Below are 16,628 nucleotides of genomic sequence, written 5' to 3'. Positions count from 1 at the left end.
TGCCTATAGAGCATTACCAACTAAAGTGTCAAAACAAATAATAAAATGCCTAGTTGCAACTTGGCGTGGTTATTTTCAGGCAATCATTGAATGGTCAAAACATCCCTGTAAGTTTTTAGGTAAACCAAAAATACCAAAGTACAAGGACAAAACCAAAGGTCGAAATGTAGTTATATATTCAAAGGAATCAGTCTATAAAGCACCTTTAAAAAAGGGTATTTGTCACTTATCCATGAGTGATATCAAAATACCTGTAGTTGTGGATACTGTAATCGAAGTGAGGATAGTACCTGCTACTAGCTGCTATATAATTGAAGTAGTGTATGAAAAAACAAATCAGCCCCAAATACGCTCAAGATATGTAGCCGGAATAGACTTAGGAATTGACAGTATAGTCGCTCTAGCTACAAATAAGCTTGGTGTCAAACCACTGCTGATTAATGGGAAGCCACTAAAAAGCGTCAATCAACTATATAACAAACGTAAAGCCAAGTACCAAAGTGTTCTCAAGGGACAGAAAAAAACTAGCCGTAAGATTGAAGCATTAACCTATAACCGAAATCGTTTTGTGGAGAATTATCTGCATAACACCAGTAAATTAGTAGTTGAGTATTTAACCACAAATAATATTGGTACTGTAGTAATTGGCAAAAATGATAACTGGAAACAAGGTGCAAAGATAGGCAAAAAAAATAACCAAAACTTTACCCAAATACCTCACTCTAAGCTAATTCAACAGATAACTTATAAATGTGAACTTGCTGGCATCAAAGTCATGGAAACAGCAAGATTGTTACACCAGTAAAACATCTGCACTTGACCTAGAATTGCCATGTCAGCAGGAAAACTATGTGGGAAAACGAGTCAAACGTGGTTTGTTTAGAAGTGGAACAGGTAAAGTGATTAATGCGGATATCAATGGCTCTCTTCAGATAATCAGAAAGAAATTCCCAGGAGCATTTACTGTTGAGGGAATAGTGAGCTGTGCCGTACAGCCTGTATTGGTTAATCCAATATCAAGATAAAAGCTGTTACAATTTTCTACAGTTTTTTTCGTACGGTAAAGTCAAGGAAGCGATCGCTTTCTACCAAGAAGCAGAAAAAATCGACCCCTATCAAATTAGTCCTGGCAGTTGGGATATACTTTGTTGGTATGGCAGTCTTTATAAACAAGCTGCTGATGTGATGTTTGCCTGTGAAAAAGGAGTTGCTCTTGCCCCTAAAGATGGCTCTATTTTTGACAGTCGCGGACTTGCTAGGGCATTAACTGGGGATATTAAAGGGGCAATTCCAGATTTTCAGGTATTTGTAGAATGGACGAGCAATAAGCAGAATAAAGTGCAACGACAAGAATGGATCAAAGCGCTCCAGGCAGGGAAAAATCCCTTTACTGATGAGCTGTTAAAGGAGTTGAGGGATTAGATAAAGAGTGTTGGGAGGTGTGGGAGGTGTGGGGAGTGTGGGAGGTGTGGGAAGTGTTTGGTAACACAACCTTCCAGGTTGTTAAAGATAAGAATCCTGAACTGCAAAGATAGAGATTAATCTTCAACTGTACCTCACCATCCTCATGCATTGCTGTAATATTACAGTGCTTTTCAGTTGAGTAGACCACAGTAGGGATGTTCCATGGAACGTCCCTACTGGGTTTTGGTTGTGATGTTAGGTCATCAATTTGAAAAGCGCTGTAGGAGCGATCGCCAGTCACCTCTTTGTATCTAATCAGTATAAAAGTTGCGATGTTCTGTCTGAATAAATATAGGACTTACGCACGCGAAACCCGGTTTCTACGATAAATCGTTGTTTTGAGCAATAGATGTCTACGAGAAACCGGGTTTCTGGGTTCATATCGCTTTAGTCCTGAAATAGTTATAAATCCACTTTTATTAAAATAATTGGGTCGTGCAACCCCCCCTTGATCGGCGAAACGTTTTTGGAGCGTTGCTCTAATCCCCGTGACAAAAACAACTTCTGACTTCTGACTTCGTTAAACCCCCTTTTAAAACTAACAGGATTTACGCACAACCACCATCTCTTGGTGCGCGTTCCCTCTCTTGGCCAGCATTCCCTCTCTTGGTGCGCATTCCCTTGCGACTATCGTCGTCGCGGGGTCGCACCGCGAAACGTCGTCGCGGGGTCGCACCGCTATCTTGTAGTGGCGAGTCGCGACTCGCCACTACAGATAGTGTATGATTTGATATTTTGCATAAGTCCTGAGTAAGAACAATATTTGAAAATGCAAGGTACACAAGGCAACTTTAGAAGCTATTATTATACACCATTTATTCCGAGCTAAAACAACAAATAATTTGTATAGCTAAATACAGAAATTTAGTGCTGCATAATCTAACTAAAAATTATAAATATTCACTCCAAACACTAATTGTTCCCATTCCTATCGATCGCAACTACTCCCTGTTAAAAACAGAATTATTAAATTATTATGACAAATTTATAAAATTTTTTAGCTTCCTGGTTCCCTGTTTCTCTATTGCCTTTTTCCCAGATATTTTCTACAAAACCCTGCTGAAGACTGCTATACAAGACCAAAAATATAAATGGGTTTTAAGATAATCACAAAAGTGTTAATCTCATAAGTTAAAGAGGAACAAAAAATATTCTCTCCTCTATGCAATATTAATATTATTAAAAACCTTTTCTGATTAATTATCGCTATGAGTACATCAACTTCTGTTCTATCGGCTTGGCAACTATTAAGAAATAATGAAATTACTTGCCAAGAAGCATTAGAAAATTTAGTCGATCGACGGGGAATTTTAAACCTAAAATTACTTGATAAAGAAGTAGCATATCGCTTCTTTAGAGAATTTCCAGATCAAAAAGATTTGCCCCCAATTATTCCCCTACTGCTGTGGCAAAACTGCTACTATTTGGCCTCTCCTGTAGATATATGTGCTGACGACCTCAAAAAAATGCGCGATCGCACATTTTCTGAGATCAAAATTATTCCCATTGCCGAAAAAAGCTATAGTGCTTGGTATCATAGAGAAAAAATCGACCCCAAGTCTATCTGTAGCCAAAAATTAATTAACCCTTTAACCGGAGAATTAGAAGAAGAAGATGTCTGTGCCACCACAGAATTATATCTTTCCCAAGCAGCAGACCAAATTGGTCGGATTAAAACAATTATTTCCGGCGCTCTGCGTAACCGTGCTAGTGACATTCATCTGGAACCAACTGGGGATGGTTTGCGAGTCCGCTACCGTATTGATGGCATCCTCAGAAATATTACTACCCTACCAGCAGATATTGGTCGCCGAGTAGTAGTTGCCATTAAAGTGATGTGTGATATGGATATCGCCGAAAGTAGATGTCCTCAAGATGGACGGATGAGCGAGCAATATGCAGAAGATGATGATTCTAATGTCGGACTAGATCTACGGGTAAGCACCCTTCCCTGTGTTGGTGGGGAAAAAGTTGTGATTAGGTTACTGACTTCCAAAAATCCTTTTTCTAGTTTGAAGGATTTAGGATTTTCTGGGCGCAGTTTGAGTTTATACCAAAGCTGGTTGCGTCAACCACAGGGAATGATTATTTTTACAGGTCCAACTGGGTCTGGGAAAACAAGTACCCTATACACCAGTTTATTATCAGTTGCAACAGAAAACGTTAATGTAGTTACTGTTGAAGATCCGGTAGAATATGTATTGCCAGGAATTACTCAAACTCAGGTAAATGAACGCGCTGGAATGACTTTTGCTACAGGTTTACGAGCAATTTTGCGTCAAGACCCCGATATTATTATGATGGGTGAAATACGCGATCGCGAAACAGCAGATACAGCAGTCCGCGCTGCATTGACTGGTCACTTAGTATTGACGACTCTACATACTAATGATGCCATAGGTGCTATTCCTCGCTTAAAGGATATTGGTCCTGACCCAGCTTTGATGAGTGATGCGCTGTTGGGTATTGTGGCACAAAGGTTAGTGCGGAAAATCTGTCCCCATTGTGGAGAAGTTCATATTCCCACACAAGAAGAGTTGCAAATATTTGGTTTAGAACAGCCACAAATATTACCCACTATGAGTTTAGCCGTTAGCAATAGTCTATCTGCTTATGCTTCTGCCTTTAATAATGGTAATGGCGTGCAAACTATGACTGCTGTTACTCCGAGTATCAAACATGAAATTCAGGGGAAATGGCGTGTCGGTCGTGGTTGTTCTAATTGTTTCAATTCTGGTTATTCTGGTCGAGAAGCAATTGTAGAATTATTGGATGTAGACGATACTGTTCGAGAGTTGATTTATGAAGGTACTATGACTCAGTTGCAGCGTTATTTGAAGCAAAATGGTTTTGTCTCCTTCCGAAATGCTGCTATTGAAAAGGTGACTCAAGGGATAACTACAGTACAAGAAGTGCAGCGTGTTTTACCGCGAAGTGCTTTTTCTTCTCAGAATGTGGTTCGCTCTTCGTCCCTACTGTAGTCTACCGAAATGAAAACTGCTGTAAACCTCGCCCGATCGGGCGAGGTATTATTGGAGATGTCTAATAGTGGTACTTAGACATTTTTGGGTAGGAAAAATGCTTCAAAGTCAGTCTAGACAAGGGAATTACGTCGAAGCCTAAAAAATGGCTAGAACCCGTGATGACCTACGGATTTATGCATTTTTGACCTAAAAACCTCTGCCCATCTATATTTGAGCCTATTTTCTGCGTTTATTTTGTGTAAGTCCCAATAGGAGAAAAAGGTTAAAAAATACTCTCATATCAAATCCTTTTAATTGGACATAAAAAAAATCTCATATCTTCATAACTACGTTCATCTTTATGATTCTTTCTCCTCCTGACTCCTGTACGGACGTTGCTTGAGCATTAATGCGTTACATGTCGCTCCGCTAACGCGGAGCGAAAGCGTCAGCAATACGTCCCTACCTCCTGATTCCTAGAGACTTAAGCAATCTATAATACCATGTCCGGATAATTAGTGATAAAACCATTTCTTTCTCCTGGTACATTCTTTTCTCCTGTCTCCTGTCTCCTGTCTCCTGACTCCTCCATTTTTATTTATAAGTATTCAACCGGACATGATATAACTGTTTAAGCGGATTTGATATCATACACCTCGAATACCTCCAATACCACATCTCCCCACACCCCCCACATTCCCCACACTCCCGATCATAAATCCCAAATGGGTACTTATATTATCCAATACCCCCACACCCCCACACCCCCACACCCCCACTCCCCTACTCCCTACTCCCTTTTTTTGGGAGAGGCCTTGTATTTATTTTGATTGACAACAATTCAACAAAAAGTTATACTAGACAAGATAACAAAGTCCACCGTTCATCTTTCCCATAGCATAAAGGCTAATTAACCAAAAGCTTGAGAAAGACGGAAGTAGGGATAGAAACATTAGCTAAAAATAAAAACCTATCTAAATATCTCCATCCAACAAGGTTATAGAGAAACCTTAAGCCTTGTTAGATTTCGTTTGGGTAAGTTTCATTAAACCGTCTATCCCGAAGGAACGTACTACTGCATTATTTGAGGTAGTTGTAATGATTCCAACTTCATTGATGAGTCTCATCATCTCTTTCTTGGCTATTTATATGTATGCCAATACTACTGAAGAAATTGTCAAAGTAGTAACAGCAGGGATAGCATTAATATGTCTATTTTTGAGCTTTGTTTTTGCTCCTTGGAGCATTGTTCTACTTTTGGTAGTATCTTTGATGATCTTCCAATTTCCTTTGTTGAAGTATTAGAAAAGAATACTTGGTAGTATCTTAGTTTTCATCAAACCATAAATAAAAAAAATTATCCACCTCCGTTTTCAGGTGGATAATTTTTCTTTCAGACAGAACAAACAGTAATAGCTCAATAATTATTTTGGGTGGTAGTACATTATAATGCTGCTCTAAGGTTGAAAAATACTCCAATACACCGCATTACCTCATCTCCCATTACGCGAACAGCACTACCAATTATTTATTGCTTCAGTAGGCTAATATTATCAGGACTTACGCACCAAGCGCCATATCTCGTAGGCGCGAATGGCATTCGCCCTCTACAGATAGCGTATTGTCTAAGAATTTGGGTAAGTCCTGATTATATTATTTTTGGCGTTGCTGAATGATTGTATAATTTTTAGTAGGGGCGAAAAGCGAATCGCCAGTACAATAGTCAGTAGTCACGCATAGCTTTTTTCCTTACTATCAATCTTACTCTGATACGAATTTCATACCTTATTTCAGCAATCCCTTATTTTTAAAGGTTGTAAGGTAAACCAGTCTTTTTGTTATCTACAGAAACAGGAATTCTGCCCCATCCTGCTTCAGCACCCATATCAAGCCATATTTGCTCCAAAGTGCCAAAACTATAAGGATCGTATACACCATTAGCACCTATGTCATAATTATTAGAAGCACCATACCTAATACCATAAGGATCGTGCATAAAAATTTGCTCTTTATTCAAATCAAATCCTGTTGCTACAATCATGTGTCCGCTACTCTTATAAGCTACTCCTAAAACTACTGGATATCCAGCTTTTAGACAAAGCATTAAATCCGCATGAGAGAGTGTATAAGAAAAATAAGTTTCTACCCCGAAATCTTTTAACGCTTGAGTGTGTGCCTCATGGTCTGTGGTATCGCCATATTTTACTAATGTTTCTCCATAAAAACTTTCAAACTCTTTGTAGTTCTTAATCTTTGATTCTTCTTTTAACGATGGTTTTAAAGCTGCTAAGAACATAGCACAAGAAGTCAAATTGCACTGGCGACTTCCTGCACCAAAAAAATGCCTGTCGTTATCTAATTGAGAAAAATAAGGTACGTCTAGCTTTTTCACCCGCTCATTTTTTGGTTGTTTCAATTTTAGGTGAGGTGTATAAGCATAAACTTTTTCCAGATAGGTTTTGCCATCAACTGCTAATCTTGGATGTTCTAACGTCAGTAAAGTATGTTGTTGACCATCTGGCAATATTTGTGTTACTTTGATTTTGTCTTCTTGTTTGACAAATATTTTCTGATTATCCCATAATTCTGAAGATTGTATAGGTTTGGATTTTAACCACGTTGAACTGGTAAAACCTACAGTAGTAACTTCCATTTTTTCCTCCGTTGTATTTTGTGTATCTTGACGAAACTCAGCATTTTTTATGAGCTTACAGAATAGTTTAGCTTCAGCACGTCTGCGTCTGCGTAAACCCTCTTCAGCAGCAGAACCAGGGTTTCGATATTTTTCAAATTGCTTTGTTACCCAATTTTCATCGTCCCACCTTGAAACACTGTCGCAAACCTTCGTAATAGACTGAAAATTAGCTCCACCATAAAAATTTGCACCTAAGTTATAGGCAAAACTATAAAGTGCCCCCTGTTGATTTTTATTCATTTGAGACCAAGTAGGGATTCTTTCTAAGGCAGGTTTACAGACTTCTTCAACTTCCCACGCTAAATATTTCTCTGCTTCAGCATGAGTAATAATATCATTTTTTCTAATTTTACTACCATTAGGATATTTAGTAGTTCCATACCCAATTGTAGCAACTTCCCATCCATAAATTGGATCTGGATACGCTTTTGCTCGGCCATCAGAAAGTTTTTGGTGATACCCCTCAAATTTCTTAATTAAATTAAGACCACTTTGAGGAATTAAATTTTTTCCATTCATAATTTACACTCCACGACAAAACTGATACAAAGTGTCATAACGTGACAATATACATAGTCAGTCTGCTTAAAACAGGACATTATGCGGCTTTTTTTCCACCGCTAGCTTTGTAAGACAACCTCCATTTTTGATATTAATTGAAGCATTTCAAGAATATATTATCATAACCAATACTTAATTGCTGAAAATCATGGAGAATCTGTGTGCTGAATTACTTCAACACACAGATTAGTCATCACTTCACTGTTTCAATACTCACTATATATTTTCAATACTTCTAATGAGTACCGATCACTTAGTGCTGCTTTAATACAACTGATTCAACCACTGGTCAACATCAATTGCTAATTTCTTACCCAATTGTAATAATTTGCGAATTTGAGGTAGTTCCCAAGTAGTTTCTCCTGCAATTTCTTCTACATTTTCTTGCATCTGAGGATTATTTCGCTTTTGAATACAACCCAAACAAAGAGGTATAATTTGACTTTCTAGAGATTGGAAATAAACCTCCTGAGCACCAACTAATGACAAACCTAAATTTAATTTATTTCCTACTTCGGCAAGTCGTTCTAAACCCTGAATATCTAATTCCAAATTATCCGGTTCATTATCATACAAAATGTGCCTGACGCAGCTCACAATTAACCTTTCTAAAGATTCCTTAACTTCCATATTGTGGAATCGACATTGCTGCTGACTGACTTCACTAGCAAGAGCTTCTAACTCTGCTAAATGACTAATACTTAATTTTCCATCCGTACTTTCTGCCTCTAAAGTCCGCACACTTGTTAATAATCGATGACCCAATGCCACTTCAGCAGCTACCTGTAATTCCTGGGGTACAGCTAAATTATCTCGGCGGAAGGCCATCATTATGCTGTAATTATCTCGGTATACCTGAGTATACAATTGATCCAGGCGATTTAGAGTTTCTTGACTCAATAGAGCCATGATCCGTTGACGTTCTTCTGCAAACAGATCCCCTAGACCAAATGAAGATTTGCCGAATAATTCAGCCATACTCATAACTACATTAGCAATACTGCTCTCTTGTAAAGCATCAAATAGCTTTTCTTGAATTTCCGTATAAACCCGACGACCTGCAAATGGTTGAATACAGCAATGGAAATCCCATCCTCCTAAGTGCAGTACAGCAAAAACAAACTCCTTACATTCGAGTGTAATTTCTGAAGTTAATTGTAGCTGACCTACTGCCAAACTCAGATTACCCATGCGTCGCATTTGATAATCATGTTGTTTAGCGTTGTAGCAGTAAACTCGTTGTTCGCGAGTATAAGTAGTAAATAAAGAATTAATCGCATAGTGAGCTGCTACTTGTTCCATAGTAATTTGAGCTGTAGCAACTAACTGTCGATAAACTTCATCTCCTGTTTTGAACAAATCTACGTTACTGGGGGCAAAAGCTAGTTGAGAGACAAATTCTTTCTCTAATTGTACCCCGGCCACATCACCTGCTAATTCTATTGCTCTAGCAGCATAACGCAGAATTTGAGTACCTTCTGGTCGAGATATTTCATCAAAAAACCAGCCACAACTTGTAAACATTAATAGAGAATGTCTTTGCATTTCTAATAAACGCAAAGCATCTACTTTTTCTACTTCTGTAAGTTCGTGGTTTTGATGCCGAGAAAAGAAGTTTTTAATGTTCTCAATAGAGCGATCTAGAATTACTTGAACGTATTCATCTCTTGCTGCCCAAACATCTTTGAAGAAGTGACGACCAAAATCTTCGTAAATGTCAACAAATTGATCCCGTAGCCAATTAAGTGAATCCCTTAATGGTCTCCGCCATTTTTGATGCCAAGTGCCACCACCACCGCAACCACAATCATCTTGCCAACGGTCAACACCATGACAACAACTCCATGCTGTTACTGGTTTTAATGCAACTTCCCAAATCGGAGGATTAATACTGAGGTAATGAGCAAAGTTAGTTACTGTCCAATTGCGCTGAGGAAATTCTCCTGAGAAAGCATAAGCAAGGCATTTTTCTGTACCGCCTTTGTGATGACCAAATGTTTCACCATCAGTGGCAACAGCAATTAATTGGGAGGGTCTTTCGTCTCCCCGTATGGCCTGGCCAATTCGTCCGGCCAAGTTATGAGAACTATTGAGGACATCATTAAAGCCCATATCTCTTGATATCGGACCGTCATAGAAAAAGATGTCAATGTATGGAGTTTCTGTGGAGTTGTCGTCATTGTGACGCCGTAAGAAACAACGATAAGGTCGGGTGGGATCGATTTGATTGCCACCTACTTCGATCCATTCTGGATCTGGGTTATCTGGACTAGAGAATGGACGACAACGTTCGGCTTGGGAAGGGGCTAAAATGATGAAGCGAATTCCTTCTGCCACTAATGCTTCTAGGGTAGGATAGTCTACGGCTGTTTCTGCTAGCCACATTCCTTCAGGGTCCCGACCAAACCTGGAGCGGAAGTCTTCTTTACCCCAGCGAATTTGAGTATATTTATCTCGTTCGTTAGCAAGGGGCAAAATGATGTGGTTGTATGCCTGAGCGATTGCGTTCCCATGTCCATCAAGTCGTTGGCAACTTTTGCGGTCTGCCTCAATAATTTTTTGATAGACTTCCATATCATGGCGTTCCAACCAACTCATTAGGGTTGGACCGATATTGAAGCTCAGATATTCATAGTTATTAGCGATCCCCACCAATTCTCCTCGATCGTTGAGGACGCGGGCAAAAGCATTAGGGCGATAACACTCGTGTAAAATTCGCTCATTCCAGTCATGGCAGGGAGCTGCACTAGGTTGACGTTCGATAGCGTCTAGATAGGGGTTTTCCCTGGGGGGTTGATAGAAGTGACCATGGATGGTGACATAAACGCCAGTAGCAGTATGTACAGGTGCTACAGAAGTTGTCTGATTATTGATTGTTTCAGATAATGATACTTCTAGTTCGAGGTCATTCGTTTGATTAATTTTCGTCTCAGATGAGGAAACCATGCGATCGTATTCTCCATTTAAAACAACAGTTTATTCGCCTTAATATGGCGACACTCCAAGATTGAGAATTATTTTTAAACATTTAATTGAGATGTTTAATTCCACTTCTTGGTTAGTTTTTCTTGAGATTTCAATTACATTTATTCTTTTTGCCAATTTTTGCAGAGTAATAAAAAGAAAATTGTGTTTAGATGCCCTTAATTAGTTAGCCAAGCTTTCTGTTTCAACAAATACCTCAAAAGTATACTATTTCCTCCTGACTTGCTTTGACTATGGTAGGTAATAATTTTCTTTCGCTAATAGTAATGTTGAAAACTTGCTTGCAGAATTAAATAAAGATTTAATATTTACGTCTTACTTAACATCATAAACTTTATCCCTATCAAAAAGCAAGAGGTTGGTGATAAAACTTAACCTTACTTATAATTTCTCTGTAAATTAGTAACATTACTTTTTATCAAAAGATAAGGTTCGGAATTATAGAACTTCCTCTAGTAGCTTGTATTAGACATCTCCAGAAAAGAGGGAACAGGGAACACTTAACTGGGAACAGGGAAGAAAAATTGATAATTTATGGATAAGAATTGATTTTAATTTTTATTTTTGGATATGTCTATTGAGGAGGGTGAGATTTAGGGACTTTGCATGCAAAGTCCCTGGAGATATCTAATATTAACTTGGCTCAAATAAGTAAAAAGGTGATTTTGTCTGTCTTAATAACTTAATCAGGACTTACGCAAAGACACTATATATAGCGCATGGTAAATAGAGCGATGTAGCTGTCGCACTTGCTCCACCAACGCTTAAAAATTTATAGCAATCGCCCAACGAATGTTAATTATAAACAATCCATAAAAACTTAAATAACTGTCATTTTTATTGACAGATATTTGAGTTCAGATACGCTTATATTCAGATAATAATTGATGTTTCAGTTGATCAATAGTTTTTCCCGTATGAGTTGCTATTTTTTTCAAATGATTCCACTTGAGTTGACGCTATTAAGTATAGGACTATGCGCAATTCAAAAGTAATCTCGCTCGTGAGTTTTCGGTACTTAAATGCTCCACAAACAGGATTTACTAATGTCCACGTCGTAAATGCGTAATGTTATAATAGATACAGAAATAAAAGCGGATAATATTAAACTTTTGGCAACTATTGATTATAACAAGTTTTCATATATATCAGCAGTTACTGATATATATGAAAACAGGCAGTTAACTCAGCATCAATTAGGATTTATTTACTTACACAGAAACCAGATCGAGCAAGAAAATTTGATAACTTGAATAGACATCTCCAAAAATAAAAATTAAAATCAATTCTTAATCCATAAATTATCAATTTTTCTTCCCTGTTCCCTGCTCCCTCTTTTCTGGAGATATCTAATAATTAGCGCAATAAACCCAGTCTCTTCTTGAGGTGCGGTGCGTAAGTCCTGGTTTAGTTTATAGATCCCATTTGGGATCTACAGGACTTACGCAAATCGACCTTTTAAGGACCATCTGTAGGGGCGAATGGCATTCGCCCTCACTATATATAGAGTCTCTGCGTAAGTCCTGATCTATTTAGAAATAGAGGGGAAATAGGGGAGTAGGGATATGTTAGAGTATTTTTAAACCTTTTTCCCGTATTGTATTTCTCTGACTCCTGAATCCGTTGCCAAAAACCCGCACCGCGTGCAAAGATACCAAATGGTTTCTATAAAAAGTCTCTTACTAAAATCTATTTGGTATTAATGCCAGCGATTTAGTTTTTTGAACACAAAAAAAGTTAATCTAGCAATATTTTTTGAAGTTGGTATTACATAAATTTTTTGATCCTGAGTCCAAATGTTATGAGCGATCGCCAAAATATTAACAATACCTCAATTATTCACGGTCTCACAGAAGACCAAGTAGTAAATCTTCGTGCTGCGGGTCAAGGAAATCATGTAAAACTAGACACAAGTCGCTCCTACACACAAATATTAAAGGAAAACTTATTTACCTTTATTAATACCGTTTTCCTTAGCATTAGCCTAGTTTTAATTTCCCTTTCTCGTTATGGCGATGCTTTTCTCGTGATCGTAGTTATTTTAGGTGGGGTTATAGTCAGTGTTTGCCAAGAAATATGGGCTAAACAAAAATTAGATCGAATTGCCCTATTAACCAGACCATTAGCTACCGTTATTCGAGAAAGTAAACAACAAAACATTGATCCCAGTCAGCTCGTCGTCGGAGATATATTAGTAGCTAATGCTGGAGACCAAATAGTAGTCGATGGACAAGTAGTAGGATCAGGCCAAATAGAAGTAGATGAATCACTCCTAACAGGAGAATCCGATCTAATTCCTAAACAAGCAGGCCAACCAGTTTATTCTGGTAGTTTCTGTGTCAGTGGCAATGCTTATTATGAAGCGCAAAAAGTAGGAACCGAAAGTTTGGCTTACCAACTAACAGTTAGTGCTAGAGCATTTCGCCAAATTTATACCCCTCTACAACAAGAAATTAATTTAGTCATCAGAGTATTTTTGCTCTTGTCTTGTTTTCTCTGGATACTGGTTACTATTAACTGGTACTTTGGATTTTATACATTTGCTGACACTGTTCAATATGCTGCTGTAATTGCTGGGCTAGTGCCAAGTGGACTTTATTTAGCTATTACTCTTGCTTATGCTCTGGGTGCAGTTAAAATGGTGGGGCAAGAAGTCCTAATTCAGCAGGCCAATGCCGTTGAATCATTAAGTAATGTAGATATTTTATGCTTGGACAAAACTGGGACGTTAACGGCTAACCGGATTTGTTTACAAGGTATTTATCCTATTGGGATTGATGAAACTAAGTTGGGAGGTATATTAGGCGATTATGCAGCTAGTACCACTGCTAAAAATCAAACTATTGAAGCTCTAGAAGAGGTTTTTTCTGGAAGTCAACGTTCTCTAATTTTTGAAATTCCTTTTACTTCGGCTCGTAAATGGAGTGGTATGAGTTTTGCTAGTGAAAAGGAAAGTTCGTCATCTGGAGCATACATTTTAGGCGCTCCAGAAATACTAGCTGAAGTTACACCCCTCAGTACACAAGTTACTCAGCAGATTCAAGAATTAACAATGGCAGGATTCCGAGTGCTTTTATTTGCCCATAATCCCAATATAAATAGCTTAAACCAGGATTTAGAACAACCACAATTACCTACAGAACTTTTTCCTCTGGGAATTATTAGTTTTCAAGATGAACTTAGGCCAGAAGCTCGTGAGACTATAGAGGGTTTTTCGGAGGCAGGAATAGAAGTCAAGGTAATTTCTGGAGATAATCCTCAGACTGTGGCTGCTTTGGCTTTACAAGCGGGACTTGGTTCAGATACCCAAGTTATTTCTGGTTGGGAATTGGCTAAGTTAGATGATGCTCAGTTTATTCAGGCAGCAGTTTCTAAGAGGATTTTTGGCCGTGTTACTCCTAATCAAAAAGCGAAACTGATCCGTAGTTTTAAGGGGCAAGGTCATTATGTGGCAATGATTGGAGATGGAGTTAATGATGTTCTATCTCTGAAAGAGGCTAATTTGGCGATCGCTATGGAAGGTGGTAGTAAGGCGACTCGTAGTGTGGCGGATATTGTCTTGTTGAAAAATTCTTTTGCCTCTTTGCCTCATACTTTTTTGGAAGGACAACGAATTCGGAATGGTATACAAGATGTATTGAAATTATTTATGATTCGGGTGTTCTGTGTCAGTCTATTGATTTTTGCTACAGGATTTATTGGTGGATTTATCGGAGGAACTTTTCCACTATTGAATAAGCACAGTGCCGTGGTGACTCTGATATCTGTAGGATTTCCTACTTTTTGTATTCCGATTTGGTCTAAGCCAGGGCTGTTACCTCGACGTAGTATAGTGCGCTCCCTACTTCATTTTACTTTACCTGCTACTTTGACTCTTACTCTTGTAGCTTTAGGAGTGTATTTGACTTATTTAGCAATACCATTTTTGGGAAATGAGTTAGTTATTGACCTTGACCAAGTTAATGAATTTCTTGCAGTTCCTCGTAGTGCCTTAGTTACAATTATGATTTTATGTGGTCTTTTGTTAGTGCCTTTTCTGAAGCCCCCAACAAAAGCTTGGGTAGGTGGGGAAAATTATAGTGGTGACTGGCGATATACTTTTGTTGCTTTAGTTTTACTAGGAGTTTATATAGTTATTTTGGCGGTTCCCCCTCTACGTCAATTTTTTGAACTATCTTTACTGAGCATCCGTGATTATGTTGCGATTAGTTGGGTAGCTTTAGTTTGGTGTTTATTATTACGCTATGTCTGGCGAGCCAAACTTCTAGACAAATTTTTAGGTGTTGATCTTAGGTGATTTTTGAGTATTGAGCTATTAGCTGTCAGCTCTTCGTGCGGAATGTTACTCAAACAGCAAATACCTCATTCTTAAAAATATCCATGATAGAAGCTATTTGCTAAAAGCTTGACTCTGAATTTGGTCGGTCAAAATTCCGATTGCCATATCCGCAACAAAAGGGAACTGAGTCTAAATTCCTATTGCGTATGTAGCAATAGAGATGAATCAGATTTTTATTTCGGATTTTTTCAAAGCTAACCTCTAAATTTAGTCGGTCAAAATTCCTATTGCCATATCCGCAACAAAAGGCAACTGAGTTTAAATTCCTATTGCGTATGTAGCAATAGAGATGAATTAGATTTTTATTTCTAATTTACTAAAAGCTTGACTCTGAATTTGAGATGAATCAGATTTTTATTTCGGATTTGCTAAAAGTTTGGCTCTGAATTTGGTCGGTAAAAATTCCGATTGCTATATCCGCAACAAAAGGGAGCTAAGTCTAAATTCCTATTGCTACATACGCAATAGAGACGAATCAGATTTTTATTTCTGATTTACTAAAAGCTTGACTCTGAATTTAGTCGGTAAAAATTCCTATTGCTACATACGCAATAGAGATGAATCAAATTTTTATTTCTAATTTGCTAAAAGCTGACCTCTGAATTTGGTCGGTAAAAATTCCTATTGCTACATACGCAATAGAGATGAATCAAATTTTTATTTCTAATTTGCTAAAAGCTGACCTCTGAATTTGGTCGGTAAAAATTCCTATTGCTACATACGCAATAGAGATGAATCAAATTTTTATTTCTAATTTGCTAAAAGCTGACCTCTGAATTTAGTCAGTAAAAATTCCTATTGCTACATACGCAATAAAGATGAATCAGATTTTTATTTCTGATTTACTAAAAGCTTGACTCTGAATTTAGTCGGTAAAAATCTTTATTGCTATATCCGCAACAAAAAGCAACTGAGTCTAAATTCCTATTGCTACATACGCAATAGAGACGAATCAGATTTTTATTTCTGATTTACTAAAAGCTTGACTCTGAATTTAGTCGGTAAAAATTCCTATTGCTACATACGCAATAGAGACGAATCAGATTTTTATTTCTGATTTACTAAAAGCTTGACTCTGAATTTAGTCAGTAAAAATTCCTATTGCTACATACGCAATAAAGATGAATCAGATTTTTATTTCTGATTTACTAAAAGCTTGACTCTGAATTTAGTCAGTAAAAATCTTTATTGCTATATACGCAATAGAGACGAATCAGATTTTTATTTCTAATTTGCTAAAAGCTTGACTCTGAATTTAGTCAGTAAAAATCTTTATTGCTATATACGCAATAGAGACGAATCAGATTTTTATTTCTAATTTGCTAAAAGCTTGACTCTCTTTAATATGAGAAAATAGGATTTTGTCGATCTAAGTAATTAGATCATGTCCTAGAGACGCCCTTATGCAACGTCCCTAAATTGTGGTTAATTAATGTTACTCAATATTAGAGATTAATCAAAACTATAACGTTTGAGTAAAAAGTATTTATATCTCAAAAATATTTACTCAATTAAGGATTAAGCTTGAGTTTAAATAGTAGCTCGATCTTTACCACGTGTTAAACAATAATATTACAAACAGTTGGAATAATTTAATAATTTTATATAAAATGTTTATTTG

At 37.5% G+C, this 16,628-nt stretch carries 11 protein-coding genes; 7 read left to right on the top strand and 4 right to left on the bottom strand.

The window, feature by feature from the left end:
• Positions 1-25 precede the first annotated feature (25 nt).
• The 3 genes from F6K40_RS12300 to F6K40_RS12290 are packed head-to-tail and all read left to right on the top strand — an operon-like array spanning position 26 to position 1,422.
• Entirely contained in the window at positions 26-805 is a 780-nt protein-coding gene (locus F6K40_RS12300; RefSeq protein ID WP_293136113.1) for an RNA-guided endonuclease InsQ/TnpB family protein, read from the top strand.
• Positions 753-1,025 (top strand): hypothetical protein, encoded by a 273-nt coding sequence (locus F6K40_RS12295; protein ID WP_293136111.1) that lies wholly within the window; start codon positions 753-755, stop codon positions 1,023-1,025. The genes F6K40_RS12300 and F6K40_RS12295 overlap by 53 nt, the downstream gene beginning before the upstream one ends.
• Positions 985-1,422, top strand: a complete 438-nt coding sequence (locus tag F6K40_RS12290; protein ID WP_293136108.1) for a hypothetical protein — start codon at positions 985-987, stop codon at positions 1,420-1,422. Before F6K40_RS12295 ends, F6K40_RS12290 begins: the two co-directional genes overlap by 41 nt.
• 590 nt (positions 1,423-2,012) lie before the next feature.
• Here the strand turns inward: F6K40_RS12290 and F6K40_RS12285 are convergent.
• Positions 2,013-2,246 carry a hypothetical protein gene (locus F6K40_RS12285; protein WP_293136106.1) on the bottom strand — a complete coding sequence of 78 codons (234 nt, stop codon included), beginning with the start codon at positions 2,244-2,246 and terminating at the stop codon, positions 2,013-2,015.
• Positions 2,247-2,672: 426 nt separating this feature from the next.
• Here F6K40_RS12285 and F6K40_RS12280 point away from each other — a divergent pair, with 426 nt between their 5' ends.
• Positions 2,673-4,445 carry a GspE/PulE family protein gene (locus F6K40_RS12280; RefSeq protein ID WP_293136103.1) on the top strand — a complete coding sequence of 591 codons (1,773 nt, stop codon included), beginning with the start codon at positions 2,673-2,675 and terminating at the stop codon, positions 4,443-4,445.
• Between the two features lie 629 nt (positions 4,446-5,074).
• Here F6K40_RS12280 and F6K40_RS12275 read toward each other — a convergent pair.
• Positions 5,075-5,206 (bottom strand): hypothetical protein, encoded by a 132-nt coding sequence (locus F6K40_RS12275; protein ID WP_293136101.1) that lies wholly within the window; start codon positions 5,204-5,206, stop codon positions 5,075-5,077.
• A gap of 319 nt (positions 5,207-5,525) precedes the next feature.
• Here F6K40_RS12275 and F6K40_RS12270 point away from each other — a divergent pair, with 319 nt between their 5' ends.
• A complete protein-coding gene (locus F6K40_RS12270; protein ID WP_293136100.1) occupies positions 5,526-5,732 on the top strand; it encodes a hypothetical protein in 207 nt (68 codons plus the stop codon).
• A gap of 502 nt (positions 5,733-6,234) precedes the next feature.
• Here the strand turns inward: F6K40_RS12270 and F6K40_RS12265 are convergent.
• Together F6K40_RS12265 and F6K40_RS12260 are read right to left on the bottom strand one after the other, a co-directional pair.
• Positions 6,235-7,641, bottom strand: coding sequence for a glycoside hydrolase family protein (locus F6K40_RS12265; RefSeq protein WP_293136097.1), 1,407 nt, complete (start codon positions 7,639-7,641; stop codon positions 6,235-6,237).
• A gap of 306 nt (positions 7,642-7,947) precedes the next feature.
• Positions 7,948-10,629, bottom strand: a complete 2,682-nt coding sequence (locus F6K40_RS12260) for a DUF3536 domain-containing protein (protein ID WP_293136095.1) — start codon at positions 10,627-10,629, stop codon at positions 7,948-7,950.
• A gap of 1,100 nt (positions 10,630-11,729) precedes the next feature.
• On the opposite strand from F6K40_RS12260, the gene F6K40_RS12255 reads away from it, so the two are divergent.
• Together F6K40_RS12255 and F6K40_RS12250 are read left to right on the top strand one after the other, a co-directional pair.
• Positions 11,730-11,921, top strand: coding sequence for a hypothetical protein (locus tag F6K40_RS12255; RefSeq protein ID WP_293136093.1), 192 nt, complete (start codon positions 11,730-11,732; stop codon positions 11,919-11,921).
• 527 nt (positions 11,922-12,448) lie between these two features.
• A complete protein-coding gene (locus tag F6K40_RS12250; protein ID WP_293136090.1) occupies positions 12,449-14,965 on the top strand; it encodes an HAD-IC family P-type ATPase in 2,517 nt (838 codons plus the stop codon).
• Positions 14,966-16,628: the final 1,663 nt, after the last annotated feature.

Source organism: Okeania sp. SIO3I5 (assembly GCF_010672085.1).
Lineage (GTDB): Bacteria > Cyanobacteriota > Cyanobacteriia > Cyanobacteriales > Microcoleaceae > Trichodesmium.
This window is presented reverse-complemented; position numbering and strand designations above follow the sequence as displayed.